The following is a 15,332-nucleotide window of genomic DNA, read 5'->3' on the forward strand; positions in this document are numbered from 1 at the left end:
TTCTCATCCTTTCCTTTAAATCATTGATTATATTTTACCTAATGAATGCTAAGAATGCTATGTTAAGCCATTTTATTCTTGTATATAATATATATATACTAATCTTGAGAAGTAGAGATTTGCTATTTGAGAAGTAGACCATCATTTTGTAATATATCATAAAGGGTCGTCTAGAAAGGTAGAGAGATCATGAAAAAAGTGCCAAAGTGGATTTATTACAAACAAGTATTTCGATCAAAGTTTCAAGCAGGGTGCATTAAAGCTAAGATTGAAGATAATTGGACAAATGGTTATGAGATAGGTCCGTTAGTGGAAATTAAAAGATTACGAACAGACAAGTATGTCGTTCGTTACACGTATGACGAAATTGTGTAATAATGAACGACAAAAATAAAGCAATGTCTCAAGTGTAAAAACTTGAGACATTGTTTTAATCAAATAACTTCTGGTAAAGTGCATATCCTTCTTTTTCTAAGTCGGATTTAGGGATAAATTTAAGGGCTGCGGAATTTATACAATAGCGAAGTTGGGTAGGGCCAGGACCATCGTTGAAAACATGACCAAGATGAGCATCAGACTCCTTGCTTCGAACTTCTGTACGAACCATAAAGTGACTTCGATCTTCTTTCTCTAAAATTTCTTCCTCAGTAATTGGCTTTGTAAAACTAGGCCAACCACAACCAGCATCGTATTTGTCAGTAGAACTAAATAATGGTTTTCCAGAGACGATATCGACATAAATGCCCTCATCTTCTGTCTTATAGTACTCGTTTTGAAAAGGTGGTTCTGTTCCGTTTTCCTGAGTTACATGATATTGCATAGGTGTTAGGCGTTTTTTTAACTCTTCTTTTGATTCTTTGTTCATCTCATTTCCCCCAATATGTATTAATAAAAGCTTCACGTCCAGAACCGGTTTTATATCTCTGGTAATGAACAGGGTTTTTCTTGTAATAATCTTGGTGATAGTCTTCAGCCGGATAAAAAGGTTTTGCAGGCAATATTTGTGTGGCAACAGGTAGTTTAAACTTAAAGCTTTTGTTCAACCTTTCCTTTGATGCTTCGGCTAATTGTTTTTGCTCGTTTGTATGATAGAAAATAGCTGTTCGATAGGAATGTCCACGATCGAAAAATTGTCCGCCTGGATCTGTGGGATCTATTTGTCTCCAAAAAACATCTAGTAAGTTTTCATAAGAGAAAACAGACGGGTTAAAAATGATCTGAACGGCTTCGTAGTGTCCGGTTGTTTCGGAACACACTTCTTTATATGTTGGATTTTCTGTGTGTCCACCTGTATAACCTGATGTGACTTTCTCTATGCCATCAAACTGGTCAAAAGGCTTAACCATGCACCAAAAACATCCTCCAGCAAAAGTAGCGATTTCATAATTTGAATGATCCATATCCTACCTCCTTTAAACTAGTATACCAATTTGTCAATGGAACAAGAAACAAAACGCTTTCAACTATGTTTGGGGATCTACAGGAGAAACCTTAAGAATAATAGCTCTGACTACGATGCCGATTAAGTAGCCGCCAATATGAAAAAGGATTGGAAGCCAAATAACACCAAGGATGTGACCTGATATAGAAACGCTGTGTGAGTAGATGACTCCAACTGTGCCGCAATAGGCTGAAATAGCAAATGGAATTGCAGCATAGCGTACATCTTTTCCTCCAGCATCACGGTAAGCATCCCACATAGAAAATAAATAAATACATGGATAGAACATGATCCATTGATAATTTACTATTTCATTTGCAACATGCCCTTGTCCATAGAAACTAGGAATTATTGCTGCGTTTAAACGCGCTTGTACATTCACAATAATTTCCAATATAATGAAGACTAGGCCTTTCCCATATTTTTTATTTAAAAATTGACCAAAACCAGGGAAAGCAATACTCCAAAAAATGGCTTCGGTTTTACGCTCACGTCCCATTGACAACAACCTTTCAGATGATCATTTCATTTCATTTTGGTTTACTTTTTAAAGAGCTAACGAGGTTATTTAACTAAATGTAGGATACTTTTGTATCATGTAGTTTACCTTTCAAAAGAGGTTTTTACCCATAAAGTCTCAATAATTAATTCAACAACTTAATTTGCATATTTTTAGCAGCAATAAAATAAGATAAGGTTTAATTAAGAAGAAAAGAGGGAAGACATTACAGATAAAAGTTGCTGTTTGGTTATGAGGAAAGGAAGGTAGAAATGAGTCAAGTACATAATAACAATAAACCGGGTATGGTCCTCATCATCTCGGCTATTTTAGTTGGGATTTTCGTTTTATGGGGAGCTTTAGCACCGGGATCATTAAATGCAGCTGCAGGAGAAGGACTTGAATGGATGTTAAATAACTTTGGCTGGTTTTATATGCTTTCGACTGCTTTTTTTGTATTATTCGTTATGATCTTAGCGATTAGTCCTTTAGGAAAAATTAGATTAGGAAAACCAGATGAACGCCCAGAGTATTCATGGTACTCATGGATCGGAATGTTATTTGCGGCTGGGATTGGAGTTGGCTTTGTTTTTTGGGGCGTAGCAGAACCTGTCCTTTATTATTTCGATACTCCTATGGGAATCAATCCCGAAACACCAGAAGCTGCAGTGGCTGGATTACGTTACGCTGTTTTCCATTGGGGTTTACATCCTTGGGCCATCTTTTCAATCGTAGGGCTAACTTTAGCATATGTTCAATTTAGAAAGGATCGTCCTGCATTAATCAGCTCTGCTTTTTATCCGATCATCGGAGATCGAGTAAACGGCTGGGTAGGCAAATCTATTGATATTCTAGCTGTAATCGCAACGTGTACGGGTGTAGCAACGACATTTGGGTTAAGTGCTCTTCAAATAACGGGGGGGCTTTCTTATATTTCACCAATTCCAAATACGATTGTGACACAAACAACAATTATTGCAATTGTAACTTTTCTTTTTATGTTTTCGGCAGCAAAAGGTGTAGACAAGGGAATTAAACGCTTAAGTAATATTAATTTAGCAGTGGCTGGTATTTTGTTAGTATTTGTCATTGTAGTTGGTCCAACTTTATTTATATTAGAGAGTTTTGTGACTACTTTAGGTGGATACATCACGAACGTGGCTGCAATGAGTTTAACGATGACCCCTTTCACTGAAAGCACTTGGCTTGGAACGAATACGATTTTCTTTTGGGCTTGGCATATTGCCTGGGCTCCGTTCATGGGGATATTTATAGCCAGAATTTCTAGAGGACGTACAATTAGAGAGTTTATGGCTGGGGTTTTATTAGTACCATCTTTACTAGCTGTGCTTTGGTTTACTACGTTTGGAGGAACAGCTTTAAATTTGGAAATTGCAGGTGTTGCTCCAATTGGTGACTTAGTCATGAGTAATGTTGAGCTCGCTCTTTTTGCGACGCTCGGAGAACTTCCGTTAAGTGCTATCACAAGTTTTATTGCAGTCGTTTTAATTTTAATCTTTTTTATAACGTCTGCTGATTCAGCTTCTTATGTCTTAGGTGCTATGACAACAAATGGTAGCTTAAATCCTAGTCTGTTTGTAAAGATGTTGTGGGGACTTCTAATAGCAGGGACAGCAAGTGTTCTTCTCATAAGTGGTGATGGAGGATTAGGAGCTCTACAAACAGCTTCAATCATTGCCGCATTGCCTTTTGCTATTATCATGACAATTATGATTATCTCTATGTTAATGATGCTAGGAAAAGATTATCAAGCAGAAGGAAAGAAAAGAAAAAGGAAAAACCGAAAAGAGATAAAAGCAGAAATAAGAGAAGAAATGTATCAAGAAATTAAAGAAGAAGTATTAGAAGAAATGAGAGATGAAGTAATTGGAGAGATGAAAGAGGAAGTTTTGGAAGAAATAAAAGATGAGATTAAAGATAATCTGATTGATGAATTGAATCAAATGCAAGAAGATCAAAAGAAGAAATAAAAAGAAAATTTACGTAAAAGTGCTCCTAAAAAGGGCACTTTTTTTTGGACCTTTTGCTGTTGTTATTAATAATTTAAGATATAAACTGCCTAATCTCGCAAAACATTTACACAACACAAGCGCTTGTATCATAGTCTAATAATGCCATCAGGCTAGACTGAGGAGAAAGGATGCATTTAGATGAGTAATTATCAGCAAGATCTAATGGATATAATGGTCAAGAAGATTCTTAGCAAGCATAAAGTGAACCCTGCTTCAGATTTAACTGACGATGATAAAGAAAAAGTAAAGAAAGTAGTTGGAGAATTGCAATCAGAAGTGGAGAGATTCCTTGATAATCAGAATAAAACATTGAGTGAAAATGACTTTGCACAAACGAATCAAACTGAAGCAATTGAAGCAACTGAAGAGAATGCAACAGATAATACAGCTTCGAAGACAAATCCGGTAGTGAAAGAATCAATAAAAAAATTGATTGAAGGAAACAATGACTTACAAAAAGTGAAGACATTTATTAACAAATTAAATAAGTAAAACGTTGTGATGGCTTTTTAAAAAGCCATCACTTTTTTGTGTGAAATACAAATTAGGCGTTTTTCTTGGGACAAATGACCAAACATAATTTCAAAAAAATAATAAGGTAAATTAGAACCGTAAAGGAGGAATGGAAAAATGAGTCAAGTATTTACTCAAGAAGCTGATCAATTAAATAAAACATTACAGCGATCTGAGGAATTAATAATGGTGAAAGATTCTTGTGATGTTACAGTTAGTTCAACAGATACAAAAGCTGCTGTTTCACTTCAAGCCTCTTTACAAGCTGCGATTGCGTTAGTCATTAGCGTGTCAGTGGCAAGTGCAGATCAAGCAGAAAGAATTACTCAAGAATTGTTACAAACAACTAAAACGAAACAAGTTACAATCCAGAAAACAGTAATTGAAAATTCTAAGAATGTTGATGTTACAACTACTGATACCCAAGTAGGGGTGAACATCCAATTACTATTACAAATTCTTTTAGCTTTATTAGTAAACTTGGATGTTTTATAAAAAATTGAACGGAAAAAGTCGTTAGGGAGGGAGGTGACTTAAATAAGTCACCTCCTTCTTTTTTATGCTATTTATGGGACAAATAGGAAAATTAGGCGTTTTACCTGAGGCAAACGACCAAGCAAATCTGAGTACGATACATAGTGTAAATTAGAACGGAAAGGAGGAAATGAAAATGAATCAAGATGTATATTATTCAACGAAGAAGGAAGAAACAGCGTGGTCTGCTCTTGATCCAAAAGCATGCCATCCAACATCAGCAGGTAATGAGGACGTAGTACAGGAGGCTGGTCAAGTAGATAAAACTTTACAATTCTCAGAGGAGTATATCTTCATTAAAGATTCTTGTGATGTAACGGTGAGCTCAACAGATACAAAAGCGGCGGTGTCTTTACAAGCTTCATTACAAGCAGCGATCGCTTTAGTAATTAGTATTTCTGTTGCAAGTGCGGATCAAGCAGAACAAATCACTCAAGAATTATTACAAAGCACAAAGACAAAGCAAATGAACTACCAAAAAACTGTAATTGAAAATTCACGTAATGTTGAAGTAACAACAACTGATACACAAATTGGTGTTAACATTCAACTATTACTTCAAATTCTTCTAGCGCTACTAGTTAACTTAGATGTGCTTTAAACGGTAGAAGAAGGCAGGGCAGGGTCCTCTCTGCCCTTTTTTTTGTTCAGTAACCAAACGGAGGTCAGCTGAATAGATTAGCTATGTACGTATAATTAAAGGAGTTGAAATTATGTTTTATCATGTCGACCAATTGCAGTACAATGCTAAACCGACTAGACCAGATGCCGTCTACGCAAAGAAGCTACAAGAAATATTAGGGGGCCAATTTGGAGAAATCTCAGTTGCTCTCCAATATATGTTCCAAGGCTGGAATGTTCGCGGCGAAGAAAAATATCGTGATCTATTATTAGCAACAGGTACAGAAGAGATGGCTCACGTTGAAATGTTAGCTACAATGATTGCGCGTTTATTAGATAATGCTCCTGTTGGCGATCAAGAAGCTGCAGCTCAAGATCCAGTGATTGGAGCTGTATTAGGGGGGATGAATCCACAACATGCGATTGTTAGTGGCCTTGGTGCAATGCCAGCTGATAGTGTTGGAAACCCATGGACGGCAGCATATATTAATGCTAGTGGAAATTTGTTAGCGGATTTCCGTCTGAACTTAACGTATGAATCTCAAGGTCGTTTACAAGCGGTCAGATTATATGAGATGACAACAGATCCTGGTGTTAAGGATATGCTTTCTTTCTTAATTGCTCGAGATACTATGCATCAGAACCAATGGTATGCTGCTATTTGCGAACTAGAAGAAAAAGAAAATATTGTTGTCCCTAGTACGTTCCCACGTGAATTAGAAAAGTCAGAAGTAGCTTATGATTACTATGATTTATCTGGAGGAACTGCTTCTAAAGAGGGACGTTGGGCTTACGGGCGTAGTATGGATGGATTAGGTGAATTTAAGTATTACCACAACCCTAAGCCTTTTGGAAAAATACCTAAATTACGTCCAGCACCATTATATGTTCACAATACAGTGTTACCAAAAGGTCCACACTTACCTCCTAACATGGGGTAACGCTAGAAACGAGCTCCTGCTTATCAGTTAAGTGGAGTTCGTTTTAATACCCAACTCTAATTACATAATAGTTTGAAAATAAAAAGGGTTTTTGAGAATTTTGCAGAATTTTATCGGATAATAGAAAGTGTTAGGAGAATGTGAATGAATGGTTCTGTTTTTTCTTTATGTCTTGAAGCATCACTACAGGGACAAGCAGTAGTTAATAAAAAAGGAGAGTTTTTATTTGTAAATCAAGCATTTTGTGAACAATTAGGTTACTCAAAAAAAGATTTATTATTGTTATCTCTTGAATCTTTTATCATTAATGACGTTGAAGACGAATTATTGAAAGAAGAACCTATGCTGAAGAAAGGTTTTTACCAACAGCAACTCGAAAGAACGTTACTTCATGGCGCTGGTTATTTGCTTACTATATTATTTACTGTTACAGATGTAACTACGAATGACACGTTAACCTTTCATGTGCAACTGGATAAACTTAATACGAAGATTCAAAACAGGAACTATCCATTATTAAAAGCGAAGTTACATGAACGTGATGAGATTAAGATACCAAGGAAGATTTTAGACGGAATAAAAGATGCGATTATTGCTATCCGTTTAGATGGGCAATTCATTTTTGCAAATACAGAAGCAGAAAGAATTCTCACGCGAAAAGGTGAAACTTTAACAAACTGTGATTTCTGGTCAATTTTAAAGAAAAGTAATAGTGAAAAGTTGTTTCAAAAAGTGTATCAGCTGTTAGCTGGGGAAGAATATACGGAACTAGAAATCTATAAAGAAAGTTTTGATGAGTGGTATGACGTTAGAGCCTATCGTTCAGATAATCAAGTAATTATCTATTTTATAAATATTACGGTTAGAAAGAAAATGGAAAAGAAACTCAGAGAAAATGAAATGAAGTTTAGAAGTTTGGTTGAAAATACGCCCGAAACCATTTCTATTCATGATGGGAAGAATCTTATTTATATTAATCCTGCTGGAAAAAAACTTTTTGGTATGGATGAAGTGAATAAAGCTGGGTTAATTTTTAAGGCCATCGTAGCAGAAGATCATAATCGAGCGCGAGAAAATATTCGCTTACTCCTTAATCGAAAAAGAAAAGTAACCAGTTCAATTTATACTTTAACAAAGTGCAATGGAGAAAAGTTAGAAGTGGAAACAACGACGACACTTATTATGTATAAAGGGAAAACTGCATTTAGAACAATATTAAAAGATATATCAGAAAGAAAAAAGATGGACGATATTATTAGAAAATCGGATAAATTACAAGTCGTTGCTCAACTTGCTGCAGGAGTAGCACACGAAATAAGAAACCCTCTTACAACAGTAAAAGGTTTTTTGCAGCTATTTCAGAAAGAACAAAGCTACAATCCTGTTTATCTTAGTCTTGTTTTAGAGGAATTAGTTCGTGTTGAGTCAATTATCTTTGAATATTTAACGCTTGCTAGACCTAATTCTGAGCAGGAATTCAAAGAGATTGATGTTCATCAGCTAGTAAGTCAAGTATTGACGTTAACAAAAGCTCAATCAAATATGAATAATGTCACTGTTGAATTTGAGTATGAACAAGTACCAAATATTTATGGTCTAGAAAAGAAATTAAAACAAGTGGTAATTAACTTACTGAAAAATTCAATTGAGGCTTTTCAAGAATATGGAACTATTCATGTGAGGATCTTAAATTATCCAGATAAGCAAGTGTGTATTCAAGTCGAAGATAACGGGTGCGGGATTGCTCATGAGCGAATTGAGCGACTCGGAGAACCGTTCTATTCAACCAAAGAAAAAGGAACGGGTTTAGGTTTAATGGTTTGCCTTAAAATTATAGAACATCACAATGGGGTATTAAATATTTATAGTAGAGTAGGAATCGGAACTAGAATGGAAGTAATCATTCCTGCTGACAATAGATATGGCATCTCTGAAAATATAAAGAGACCGTATCAGCAAAGTGAAATATAAAAATGTATGAGTTCAAATATTGAAAAGTAACTAGTTCGATTGTGATAATGTCAAATCAATTTGTGAAAATTTGTAAAAGGAGAAGGATATCTTCTAACCTAGGTAGGAGTTTAGTAAGATGAGTACAGTTGGAAGCACAACAAGAAAAATCCAACTCAACTTTAAAGGAGGAATTTACGATGAGTAAGAAACTACTTTATACGATTTTAGCAGGGGCATTATCTGTAAGTGTTTTAGCAGCTTGTGGAGAGCCAGTAGATGAAAATGCACCAGTTGAGGATCCAGCTGTAATTGATGAGCCAGCTGAAGAGGAAACAACTGATTAAGAAGTAATGGGATAACAAGAAATATACTTAAGTAAACTGACTCGGTATTTTATGAACTGAGTCAGTTTTTTTCATTTTTTTTGAAGTGTAAGAATAAGATAGATATATACGAATATTATACAGAAAAAGCAAAATAGTCTGACAGAAAATATACATAACTAGTTGAAGGAGATCAACTGTTCTGCTATAAAATAATAGAATAAGATTACTAAAAAATGTTTCCATTCATAATAAGTATGTGTTAATATGCATGTACAAGAATAATTATTATATTAATAGAGAATATATGGGGGTATAAGTTATGAAAAAGAAATGGTGGAAGTTAGGGTTGTCTGCAGTTTTATCAGTAGGTTTATTAGCAGGATGTGGTGGTGACGATGCCGATCAGCTAGTAAGTTTTGCTATACCGACTGAAGGTGAGTTAGGATCTGCGATTGCGTTCCCTAAAGGCAGTGAGCTTGTTGAACCGTTTAATGAAAAGTTAAATGAGTTAGTTGAAAGTGGTAAAATGGATGAGCTAATTGTACAGTGGTTTGATGCTGGTGAGGCTGGAGAATCGGATGTAGCTGAGCCAACAGAAGGGTCAACTACTTTAGTGATGGGGACATCAGCTGATTATCCTCCATATGAATCTATTGATCTTGCAACAGGCGAAATTATTGGTTTTGATATTGATATTGCTAAGTACATTACAAGTGAATTGGGTTATACGCTACAAATTGAAGATATGGACTTTAATGCTTTAATTCCGGCTATGGAAGCAGGTCGTGTTGACTTTGTTTTAGCAGGGATGACACCAACAGAAGAGCGTAAAACTAATGTGGACTTTTCCGATATTTATTATGAAGCTGTAAACTTAATTGTTACCAAAGAGAAAACTAATGTTTCTACTCTTGAAGATTTAGCTGGTTTAAAAGTTGGGGTTCAATTAGGTTCGATTCAAGAAGGCGAAGCTGAAGAACTAGCTGAAGAGTATGGTTTTGAAGTGGTGAAGTTAAATCGTATTCCTGAAATTATGCAAGAATTAAATGCAGGAAGAATTGATGCAGTTCTTATGGAAGATACAGTAGCAGAAGGTCACTTAAATTCAAACTAATAACATCTCTAATCATACCCGCGTGCATATTTTGCCGCGGGATGTGTTATGTTTTAATAAGAAATAAAACAGGAAGGATAAATCGAACATGAATTTGGACTTTAGCCAAATCGTTCCCCATATTCCTTTTTTACTACAAGGGATAGGGGTCACGTTACAATTCGTATCAGCGGCATTAGTGTTAGGTCTCGTTTTGGGAATCATCTTGTCGATCTTAAAAATTGGCAGGTTTAGAGTGTTGCGCTGGTTTGCAGATGCATATACATCTGTTTTCCGTGGAACTCCTTTAATTTTACAATTATCTATTATTTATTTTGGAATACCGCAATTTGGGTTTGATATTTCAGCTTATGTAGCTGGGGTTCTTGCTTTTGGTTTGAACTCTGCAGCTTATGTGTCAGAAATTATTAGAGCAGGTATTCAAGCAGTTGATAAGGGACAAAAAGAAGCAGCTGAGGCTTTGGGAATTCCTTATCGCCCAACAATGTTAAGGATTATTCTTCCTCAAGCTTTCCGCAACATTTTGCCTGCGCTATTTAATGAGTTTATTAATCTTACGAAAGAATCAGCAATTGTTTCAATTATTGGGGTCATGGACTTGATGCGTCGTGCTCAAGTATTGAATGCACAAATCTACCGCTATTTTGAAGCTCTTCTTTTCGTTGGGTTAATTTATTACTTACTTGTAATGGTACTTACCATTATCGGTCGTCTCATTGAGAGGAGGTTGCAACGAAGTGATTAAGGTTGACGAATTGCATAAATCGTTTGGGAAAATTGAAGTATTAAAAGGAATTTCAACAGAAATAAAAAAAGGTGATGTTGTGGCCATTATTGGACCATCTGGTTCAGGGAAATCAACGTTACTTAGATGTATGAATTTACTTGAGAAACCTACCTCAGGAAAGATTTGGGTAGATGGTGATGAGTTAACAAATCCTAAAACTAATGTATTACGTGTACGTCAACAGATTGGGATGGTGTTTCAACATTTTCACTTGTTTCCTCATATGACGGTTTTAGGTAATTTAACTTATGCACCAATGACTGTAAAAGGAATTTCTAAGCAGGAAGCGACAGAGAAAGCTGAAAATTTACTGAAAAAAGTGGGACTACTTGAGAAACGTGATGAATACCCAAGTCGTCTTTCTGGAGGGCAGAAACAAAGGGTTGCAATCGCGAGAGCTTTAGCCATGGAACCTGAGGTTATGTTGTTTGATGAACCTACATCCGCGCTTGATCCAGAGATGGTAAAAGAAGTTCTTGAAGTTATGAAGAATCTTGCAAATTCTGGTATGACGATGGCCATTGTGACTCATGAAATGGGCTTTGCTCGTGAGGTCGCTGATCGTGTGCTATTTCTAGACCAAGGTATTTTAATGGAAGATGCGCCACCAAATGAATTCTTCTCATCACCAAAATCCGAACGTGCAAAGGATTTCTTGGAAAAAGTATTATAGATATGGTGTTAAAACAACGAACTAGGCGTAAATGGAAAACACATATTTTGTTCTGGGATTATCCTGAAGGTCAAAGGACTTTTAGGATAATCCCTTTTTAGATTATAGAGAATTAAGATTCATGATAAACTAAACAAAAGTTCATTTTATGGGGGAGTCTATGTCATTTAAAATTGGGTATAGAACACTAAAGACGGCCGTCGGTGCAGGCTTAGCTGTAGCCATTGCTCAAGCCTTAAACCTTGAATTTTATGGTTCAGCAGCTATCATTACGGTTCTTTGTATATCTGTTACACGAAGGGATTCACTTCAAGTGTCTTGGGCTCGGTTGGTAGCCTGTTTCATTGGAATCGCAATTAGTGGTACTTTATTTGAACTTATTGGTTATCACCCCTGGACATTAGCCCTTATTATATTACTGTTTATTCCTATTGTCGTTATGTTGAAAATGAATGCTGGAATTGCAACAAGTTCTGTTATTATCCTCCATCTTTACACAGTTACAGAAATATCTTTTGCTTTAATAGTTAATGAAATTTTATTAATTATTATAGGAATAGGAGTAGCCCTTTTAATGAACCTATATATGCCAAGTAGTGATTTGGCTTTAAGGCATTATCATCAAGAGATCGAAAACCATTTTAAAACGATCTTGTTTGAATTATCGGTTTACCTAAGGAAAGGAGAAAGTGAATGGGATGGGAAGGAGATACCGGAAACTGTAGATTTATTACAAAAGGGAAAGAACTTAGCCATACAAAACATTCATAACCATATATTGCGGTATGAAGACCAATATTATTATTATTTTAAGATGCGTGAAAAGCAGTTTGAGATTTTAGAAAGATTAATGCCATTTGTTTCAAAAATTCATCATACAGTAGAACAAAGTGAGACTGTTGCTAATTTCTTGGAAGAATTAAGCCGTTCGGTAAGTCCAGCAAATCGTGTTCCATATTTTTTAGAAAGACTAAGGTTAATGAGGAAAGGGTTTGAAGACATGCCTTTACCGACAACAAGAGAAGAATTTGAAGTGCGGTCAGCTTTGGTTTATATCATGCATGAACTAGAAGAGTATCTACATATTAAAGACAGATTATGGAATGAAGCGGATAAAAAGAAATTATAAGGAGAAACTAACAAAAAAGTTAAGGGAGGAATTGTTTATGAAACTCACACTCTTATCTTTGTTAACCATGTTAGTTGTCTCTCCTATCTGGCCACTTGGAGAAAATCCAACAGTTGGAGATCCATTTTTAATCGTAAACGTTGAGTCCAATGAATTAGCTTACATTAACGATGGTGATATTCAAGAAGTATACAAAGTAGCAACGGGTAAAGACGGAGACGAAACACCGACCGGTACTTTTTCAATCATTGTTAAAGCTAAAGATCCTTATTATCGAAAAAAAGACATACCTGGAGGAGACCCTAATAATCCATTAGGTACAAGGTGGATCGGTTTTAATGCCAATGATACGGATGGCCGAATTTTTGGGATTCATGGCACGAATCGTCCTGATTCAATCGGCCAAGCAGTTACAGGTGGGTGTATTAGATTACCTAACGAAATAGTTGAAAAGCTTTTTGATGAAATTCCACTAGGCACTAAGATCTACATCACTAATAAAGAGGAAACATTTATTGAAGTTGCACAATCTTTTGGAGCGATTGAATCTTAACGTGGAACGTAGAAACCCCCTGGTTCTAAATGAACCAGGGGGTTATTTCATTAATCAATCATTTTTTTAGAAGAAAGATACACCCATTAAAAGGGTACCAAGAACCATAGTGATAATCATAAGATAGATGACTGCTTTTTGAAATTTACGTGGCATAAGAAACCCTCCTTATTAATACCTTACTCTATTTTACTTGACTATTTGCTATAGGACAAGTGCTTATTATAAATACCAAATAAAAGCAGGAGATTAGTTGTTAATTAGAGAAAGATAATTGAATTAACTAGTTGTAAAAGGAGAGAGATCTTTGAGTAATAATAATCCGAAAAAAATCGACCATATTGGAATTGCAGTTATATCAATCGAAGAGTCGCTACCATTTTATACGAAACAATTACATTTACCTTTAGTTGCAATGGAAGAAGTTCATTCGCAAGGTGTGAAGGTAGCTTTTTTACAAATAGGAGAATCTAAGATTGAATTGCTAGAACCTTTGAATGATCAAAGTCCAATTGCTCAGTTTATAAAAAAAAGAGGAGAAGGCATTCATCATGTAGCATTGGGAGTGAACAACATCGAGGAAAGAATTGCGGAAATAAAAGAGTTCGGGCTTCAGATGATTCATGAAAATCCAGTAATAGGAGCAGGTGGAGCAAAAGTTGCTTTTCTTCATCCTAAATCAGCAAAAGGCGTATTGTATGAATTTTGTGAAAAGGAGTAAAAGCTTCTTCTTGCTTGCGCTTTCTAAATAAGACAGTTACCATTTAGTATGAGACTTTAATTGGAGGCCAATTATGATAAATGAAAAACGTTTAGTAGAGGAATTTCTTGAACTAGTTCAAATTGATTCAGAAACAAAGTATGAAGACATAATCGCACCTATTTTAAAAAAGAAATTTGAAGACTTAGGTGTACATGTCATAGAAGACGATGCAGCGAGCAAAACAGAACATGCTGCTGGTAATTTAATCTGTACCCTTGAAGGAACGTTAAAAGACACAGTTGATTCTATTTACTTCACTTCACATATGGACACAGTTGTACCAGGTGTTGGAGTTAAACCTTCTATTAAAGATGGATATGTTGTAACGGATGGGACTACGATTCTTGGTGCAGATGATAAAGCCGGAATAGCTGCCATGTTTGAAGCGATTCGTGTGTTAAAAGAGCAAAATATTGAGCATGGTACGATTCAATTTATTATTACAGTAGGAGAAGAATCAGGTTTAAATGGGGCTAAAGTTCTTGATCCTACACTATTAAAAGCAAAATACGGTTTTGCACTAGATAGTGACGGTTCTGTTGGAAACATTATTGTAGCAGCGCCTACTCAAGCTAAAGTTAAAGCAACAGTTCTTGGAAAGACCGCTCATGCAGGTGTTGCTCCTGAAAAAGGGATCTCCGCTATAACAGTTGCTGCAAAAGCAATTTCAAAAATGCCACTTGGTCGCATTGACGAAGAGACAACAGCTAATATTGGTCGCTTTGAAGGTGGAACCCAAACGAATATCGTTTGTGACCATGTTGCGATTCTAGCAGAAGCAAGATCATTGGTTGCTGAAAAAATGAATGCGCAAGTGGCTAAAATGAAAGAAGCATTTGAGTCTACAGCCAAAGAAATGGGTACAACGGCAGAAGTGGACATTGAAATTATGTATCCTGGTTTCAAGCTCGGTGACGGTGATGAAGTAGTAGAGGTAGCTAAAAAGGCTATGTCAGCTATTGGGCGAACTCCACAACTGCTTCAAAGCGGTGGAGGAAGTGACGCAAATATCTTTGCCGGACATGGAGTTCCGACTGTTAATTTAGCAGTAGGTTATGAAGAAATTCACACAAAGAATGAACGGATGCCAATTGCTGAACTAGTAAAACTATCTGAAGCAGTCGTTGCTGTAATAAAAGAAGTTGCTCAAAAATAAAAGTAAAGGTTATCTCGAAAGTCAGAAGACTTTCGAGATAACCTTTTTTATTTCAGTCAGGTTCAGTCATTAATGAATGGGCTTATACATTTGGTAGCGTCCATATTCCATGCTTTCTAAAAATATGTTCCTCGGGAGTCACCCGTTATTCCTGAGATTTCAGAAATAGTTAATGTTTTATTGTTTTTATGATAATGATTATGAATAAGTAAGATATGTTTGTATAAACCAGAATAATGGATAGACCCTTTTAGATCTTTTCTATTCCTTATCTCACTTCCTTTACTTTGACTTAA

Annotated in this window: 18 protein-coding genes and 1 pseudogene; 15 read left to right on the top strand and 4 right to left on the bottom strand. The window is 35.8% G+C overall.

Features of this window, described 5'->3' with window-relative positions:
* The first annotated feature begins 189 nt into the window (after window positions 1-189).
* Window positions 190-375: a hypothetical protein gene (locus tag JCM9157_RS02275; protein ID WP_035661626.1), complete on the top strand. Its 186-nt coding sequence runs from the start codon at window positions 190-192 to the stop codon at window positions 373-375.
* A gap of 55 nt (window positions 376-430) precedes the next feature.
* Here the strand turns inward: JCM9157_RS02275 and msrB are convergent, their stop codons facing one another.
* The 3 genes from msrB to JCM9157_RS02290 all read right to left on the bottom strand — a co-directional run bounded on the left by msrB (window position 431) and on the right by JCM9157_RS02290 (window position 1,940).
* Complete coding sequence (gene msrB, locus JCM9157_RS02280) at window positions 431-865, bottom strand: peptide-methionine (R)-S-oxide reductase MsrB (protein WP_035661629.1); 435 nt, start codon at window positions 863-865, stop codon at window positions 431-433.
* A 1-nt stretch (window position 866) separates the two neighbouring features.
* Window positions 867-1,400: a peptide-methionine (S)-S-oxide reductase MsrA gene (gene msrA, locus JCM9157_RS02285; protein ID WP_035661632.1), complete on the bottom strand. Its 534-nt coding sequence runs from the start codon at window positions 1,398-1,400 to the stop codon at window positions 867-869.
* A gap of 63 nt (window positions 1,401-1,463) precedes the next feature.
* Window positions 1,464-1,940: a hypothetical protein gene (locus JCM9157_RS02290; protein ID WP_035661634.1), complete on the bottom strand. Its 477-nt coding sequence runs from the start codon at window positions 1,938-1,940 to the stop codon at window positions 1,464-1,466.
* A gap of 272 nt (window positions 1,941-2,212) precedes the next feature.
* Between JCM9157_RS02290 and JCM9157_RS02295 the strand changes: the two genes are divergently transcribed.
* The 12 genes and pseudogenes from JCM9157_RS02295 to JCM9157_RS02345 all read left to right on the top strand — a co-directional run bounded on the left by JCM9157_RS02295 (window position 2,213) and on the right by JCM9157_RS02345 (window position 13,117).
* A complete protein-coding gene (locus tag JCM9157_RS02295) occupies window positions 2,213-3,931 on the top strand; it encodes a BCCT family transporter (protein ID WP_035661637.1) in 1,719 nt (572 codons plus the stop codon).
* A 180-nt stretch (window positions 3,932-4,111) separates the two neighbouring features.
* Window positions 4,112-4,465 (top strand): hypothetical protein, encoded by a 354-nt coding sequence (locus JCM9157_RS02300; protein WP_035661638.1) that lies wholly within the window; start codon window positions 4,112-4,114, stop codon window positions 4,463-4,465.
* 138 nt (window positions 4,466-4,603) lie between these two features.
* Complete coding sequence (locus JCM9157_RS02305) at window positions 4,604-4,981, top strand: spore coat protein (RefSeq protein ID WP_052012895.1); 378 nt, start codon at window positions 4,604-4,606, stop codon at window positions 4,979-4,981.
* A gap of 175 nt (window positions 4,982-5,156) precedes the next feature.
* Complete coding sequence (locus JCM9157_RS02310) at window positions 5,157-5,621, top strand: spore coat protein (protein WP_035661641.1); 465 nt, start codon at window positions 5,157-5,159, stop codon at window positions 5,619-5,621.
* A gap of 112 nt (window positions 5,622-5,733) precedes the next feature.
* Window positions 5,734-6,582 carry a manganese catalase gene (locus JCM9157_RS02315; protein ID WP_035661643.1) on the top strand — a complete coding sequence of 283 codons (849 nt, stop codon included), beginning with the start codon at window positions 5,734-5,736 and terminating at the stop codon, window positions 6,580-6,582.
* 144 nt (window positions 6,583-6,726) lie between these two features.
* Window positions 6,727-8,553: a PAS domain-containing sensor histidine kinase gene (locus JCM9157_RS02320; RefSeq protein WP_052012896.1), complete on the top strand. Its 1,827-nt coding sequence runs from the start codon at window positions 6,727-6,729 to the stop codon at window positions 8,551-8,553.
* Window positions 8,554-8,732: 179 nt separating this feature from the next.
* Window positions 8,733-8,879 carry a hypothetical protein gene (locus JCM9157_RS24845; protein WP_162831747.1) on the top strand — a complete coding sequence of 49 codons (147 nt, stop codon included), beginning with the start codon at window positions 8,733-8,735 and terminating at the stop codon, window positions 8,877-8,879.
* 301 nt (window positions 8,880-9,180) lie between these two features.
* A pseudogene (locus JCM9157_RS23190) lies at window positions 9,181-9,972 on the top strand (transporter substrate-binding domain-containing protein); the annotation flags it as partial.
* A gap of 91 nt (window positions 9,973-10,063) precedes the next feature.
* Window positions 10,064-10,720 (top strand): amino acid ABC transporter permease, encoded by a 657-nt coding sequence (locus tag JCM9157_RS02330; protein ID WP_035661646.1) that lies wholly within the window; start codon window positions 10,064-10,066, stop codon window positions 10,718-10,720.
* Window positions 10,713-11,435, top strand: a complete 723-nt coding sequence (locus JCM9157_RS02335) for an amino acid ABC transporter ATP-binding protein (RefSeq protein ID WP_035661649.1) — start codon at window positions 10,713-10,715, stop codon at window positions 11,433-11,435. Before JCM9157_RS02330 ends, JCM9157_RS02335 begins: the two co-directional genes overlap by 8 nt.
* A 160-nt stretch (window positions 11,436-11,595) precedes the next feature.
* A complete protein-coding gene (locus tag JCM9157_RS02340) occupies window positions 11,596-12,564 on the top strand; it encodes an aromatic acid exporter family protein (RefSeq protein WP_035661652.1) in 969 nt (322 codons plus the stop codon).
* 37 nt (window positions 12,565-12,601) lie between these two features.
* Entirely contained in the window at window positions 12,602-13,117 is a 516-nt protein-coding gene (locus JCM9157_RS02345; RefSeq protein WP_035661654.1) for a L,D-transpeptidase, read from the top strand.
* Between the two features lie 66 nt (window positions 13,118-13,183).
* Here JCM9157_RS02345 and prli42 read toward each other — a convergent pair whose 3' ends face one another.
* Complete coding sequence (gene prli42, locus JCM9157_RS24520) at window positions 13,184-13,273, bottom strand: stressosome-associated protein Prli42 (RefSeq protein WP_156321466.1); 90 nt, start codon at window positions 13,271-13,273, stop codon at window positions 13,184-13,186.
* Window positions 13,274-13,424: 151 nt separating this feature from the next.
* On the opposite strand from prli42, the gene mce reads away from it, so the two are divergent.
* Together mce and JCM9157_RS02355 are read left to right on the top strand one after the other, a co-directional pair.
* Window positions 13,425-13,838: a methylmalonyl-CoA epimerase gene (mce, locus tag JCM9157_RS02350; protein WP_035661657.1), complete on the top strand. Its 414-nt coding sequence runs from the start codon at window positions 13,425-13,427 to the stop codon at window positions 13,836-13,838.
* Window positions 13,839-13,911: 73 nt separating this feature from the next.
* Window positions 13,912-15,036 (top strand): M20/M25/M40 family metallo-hydrolase, encoded by a 1,125-nt coding sequence (locus tag JCM9157_RS02355; RefSeq protein ID WP_035661659.1) that lies wholly within the window; start codon window positions 13,912-13,914, stop codon window positions 15,034-15,036.
* Window positions 15,037-15,332: the final 296 nt, after the last annotated feature.

The organism is Halalkalibacter akibai JCM 9157, assembly GCF_000513135.1.
In the GTDB taxonomy this organism is placed as follows: domain Bacteria; phylum Bacillota; class Bacilli; order Bacillales; family Bacillaceae_D; genus Halalkalibacter; species Halalkalibacter akibai.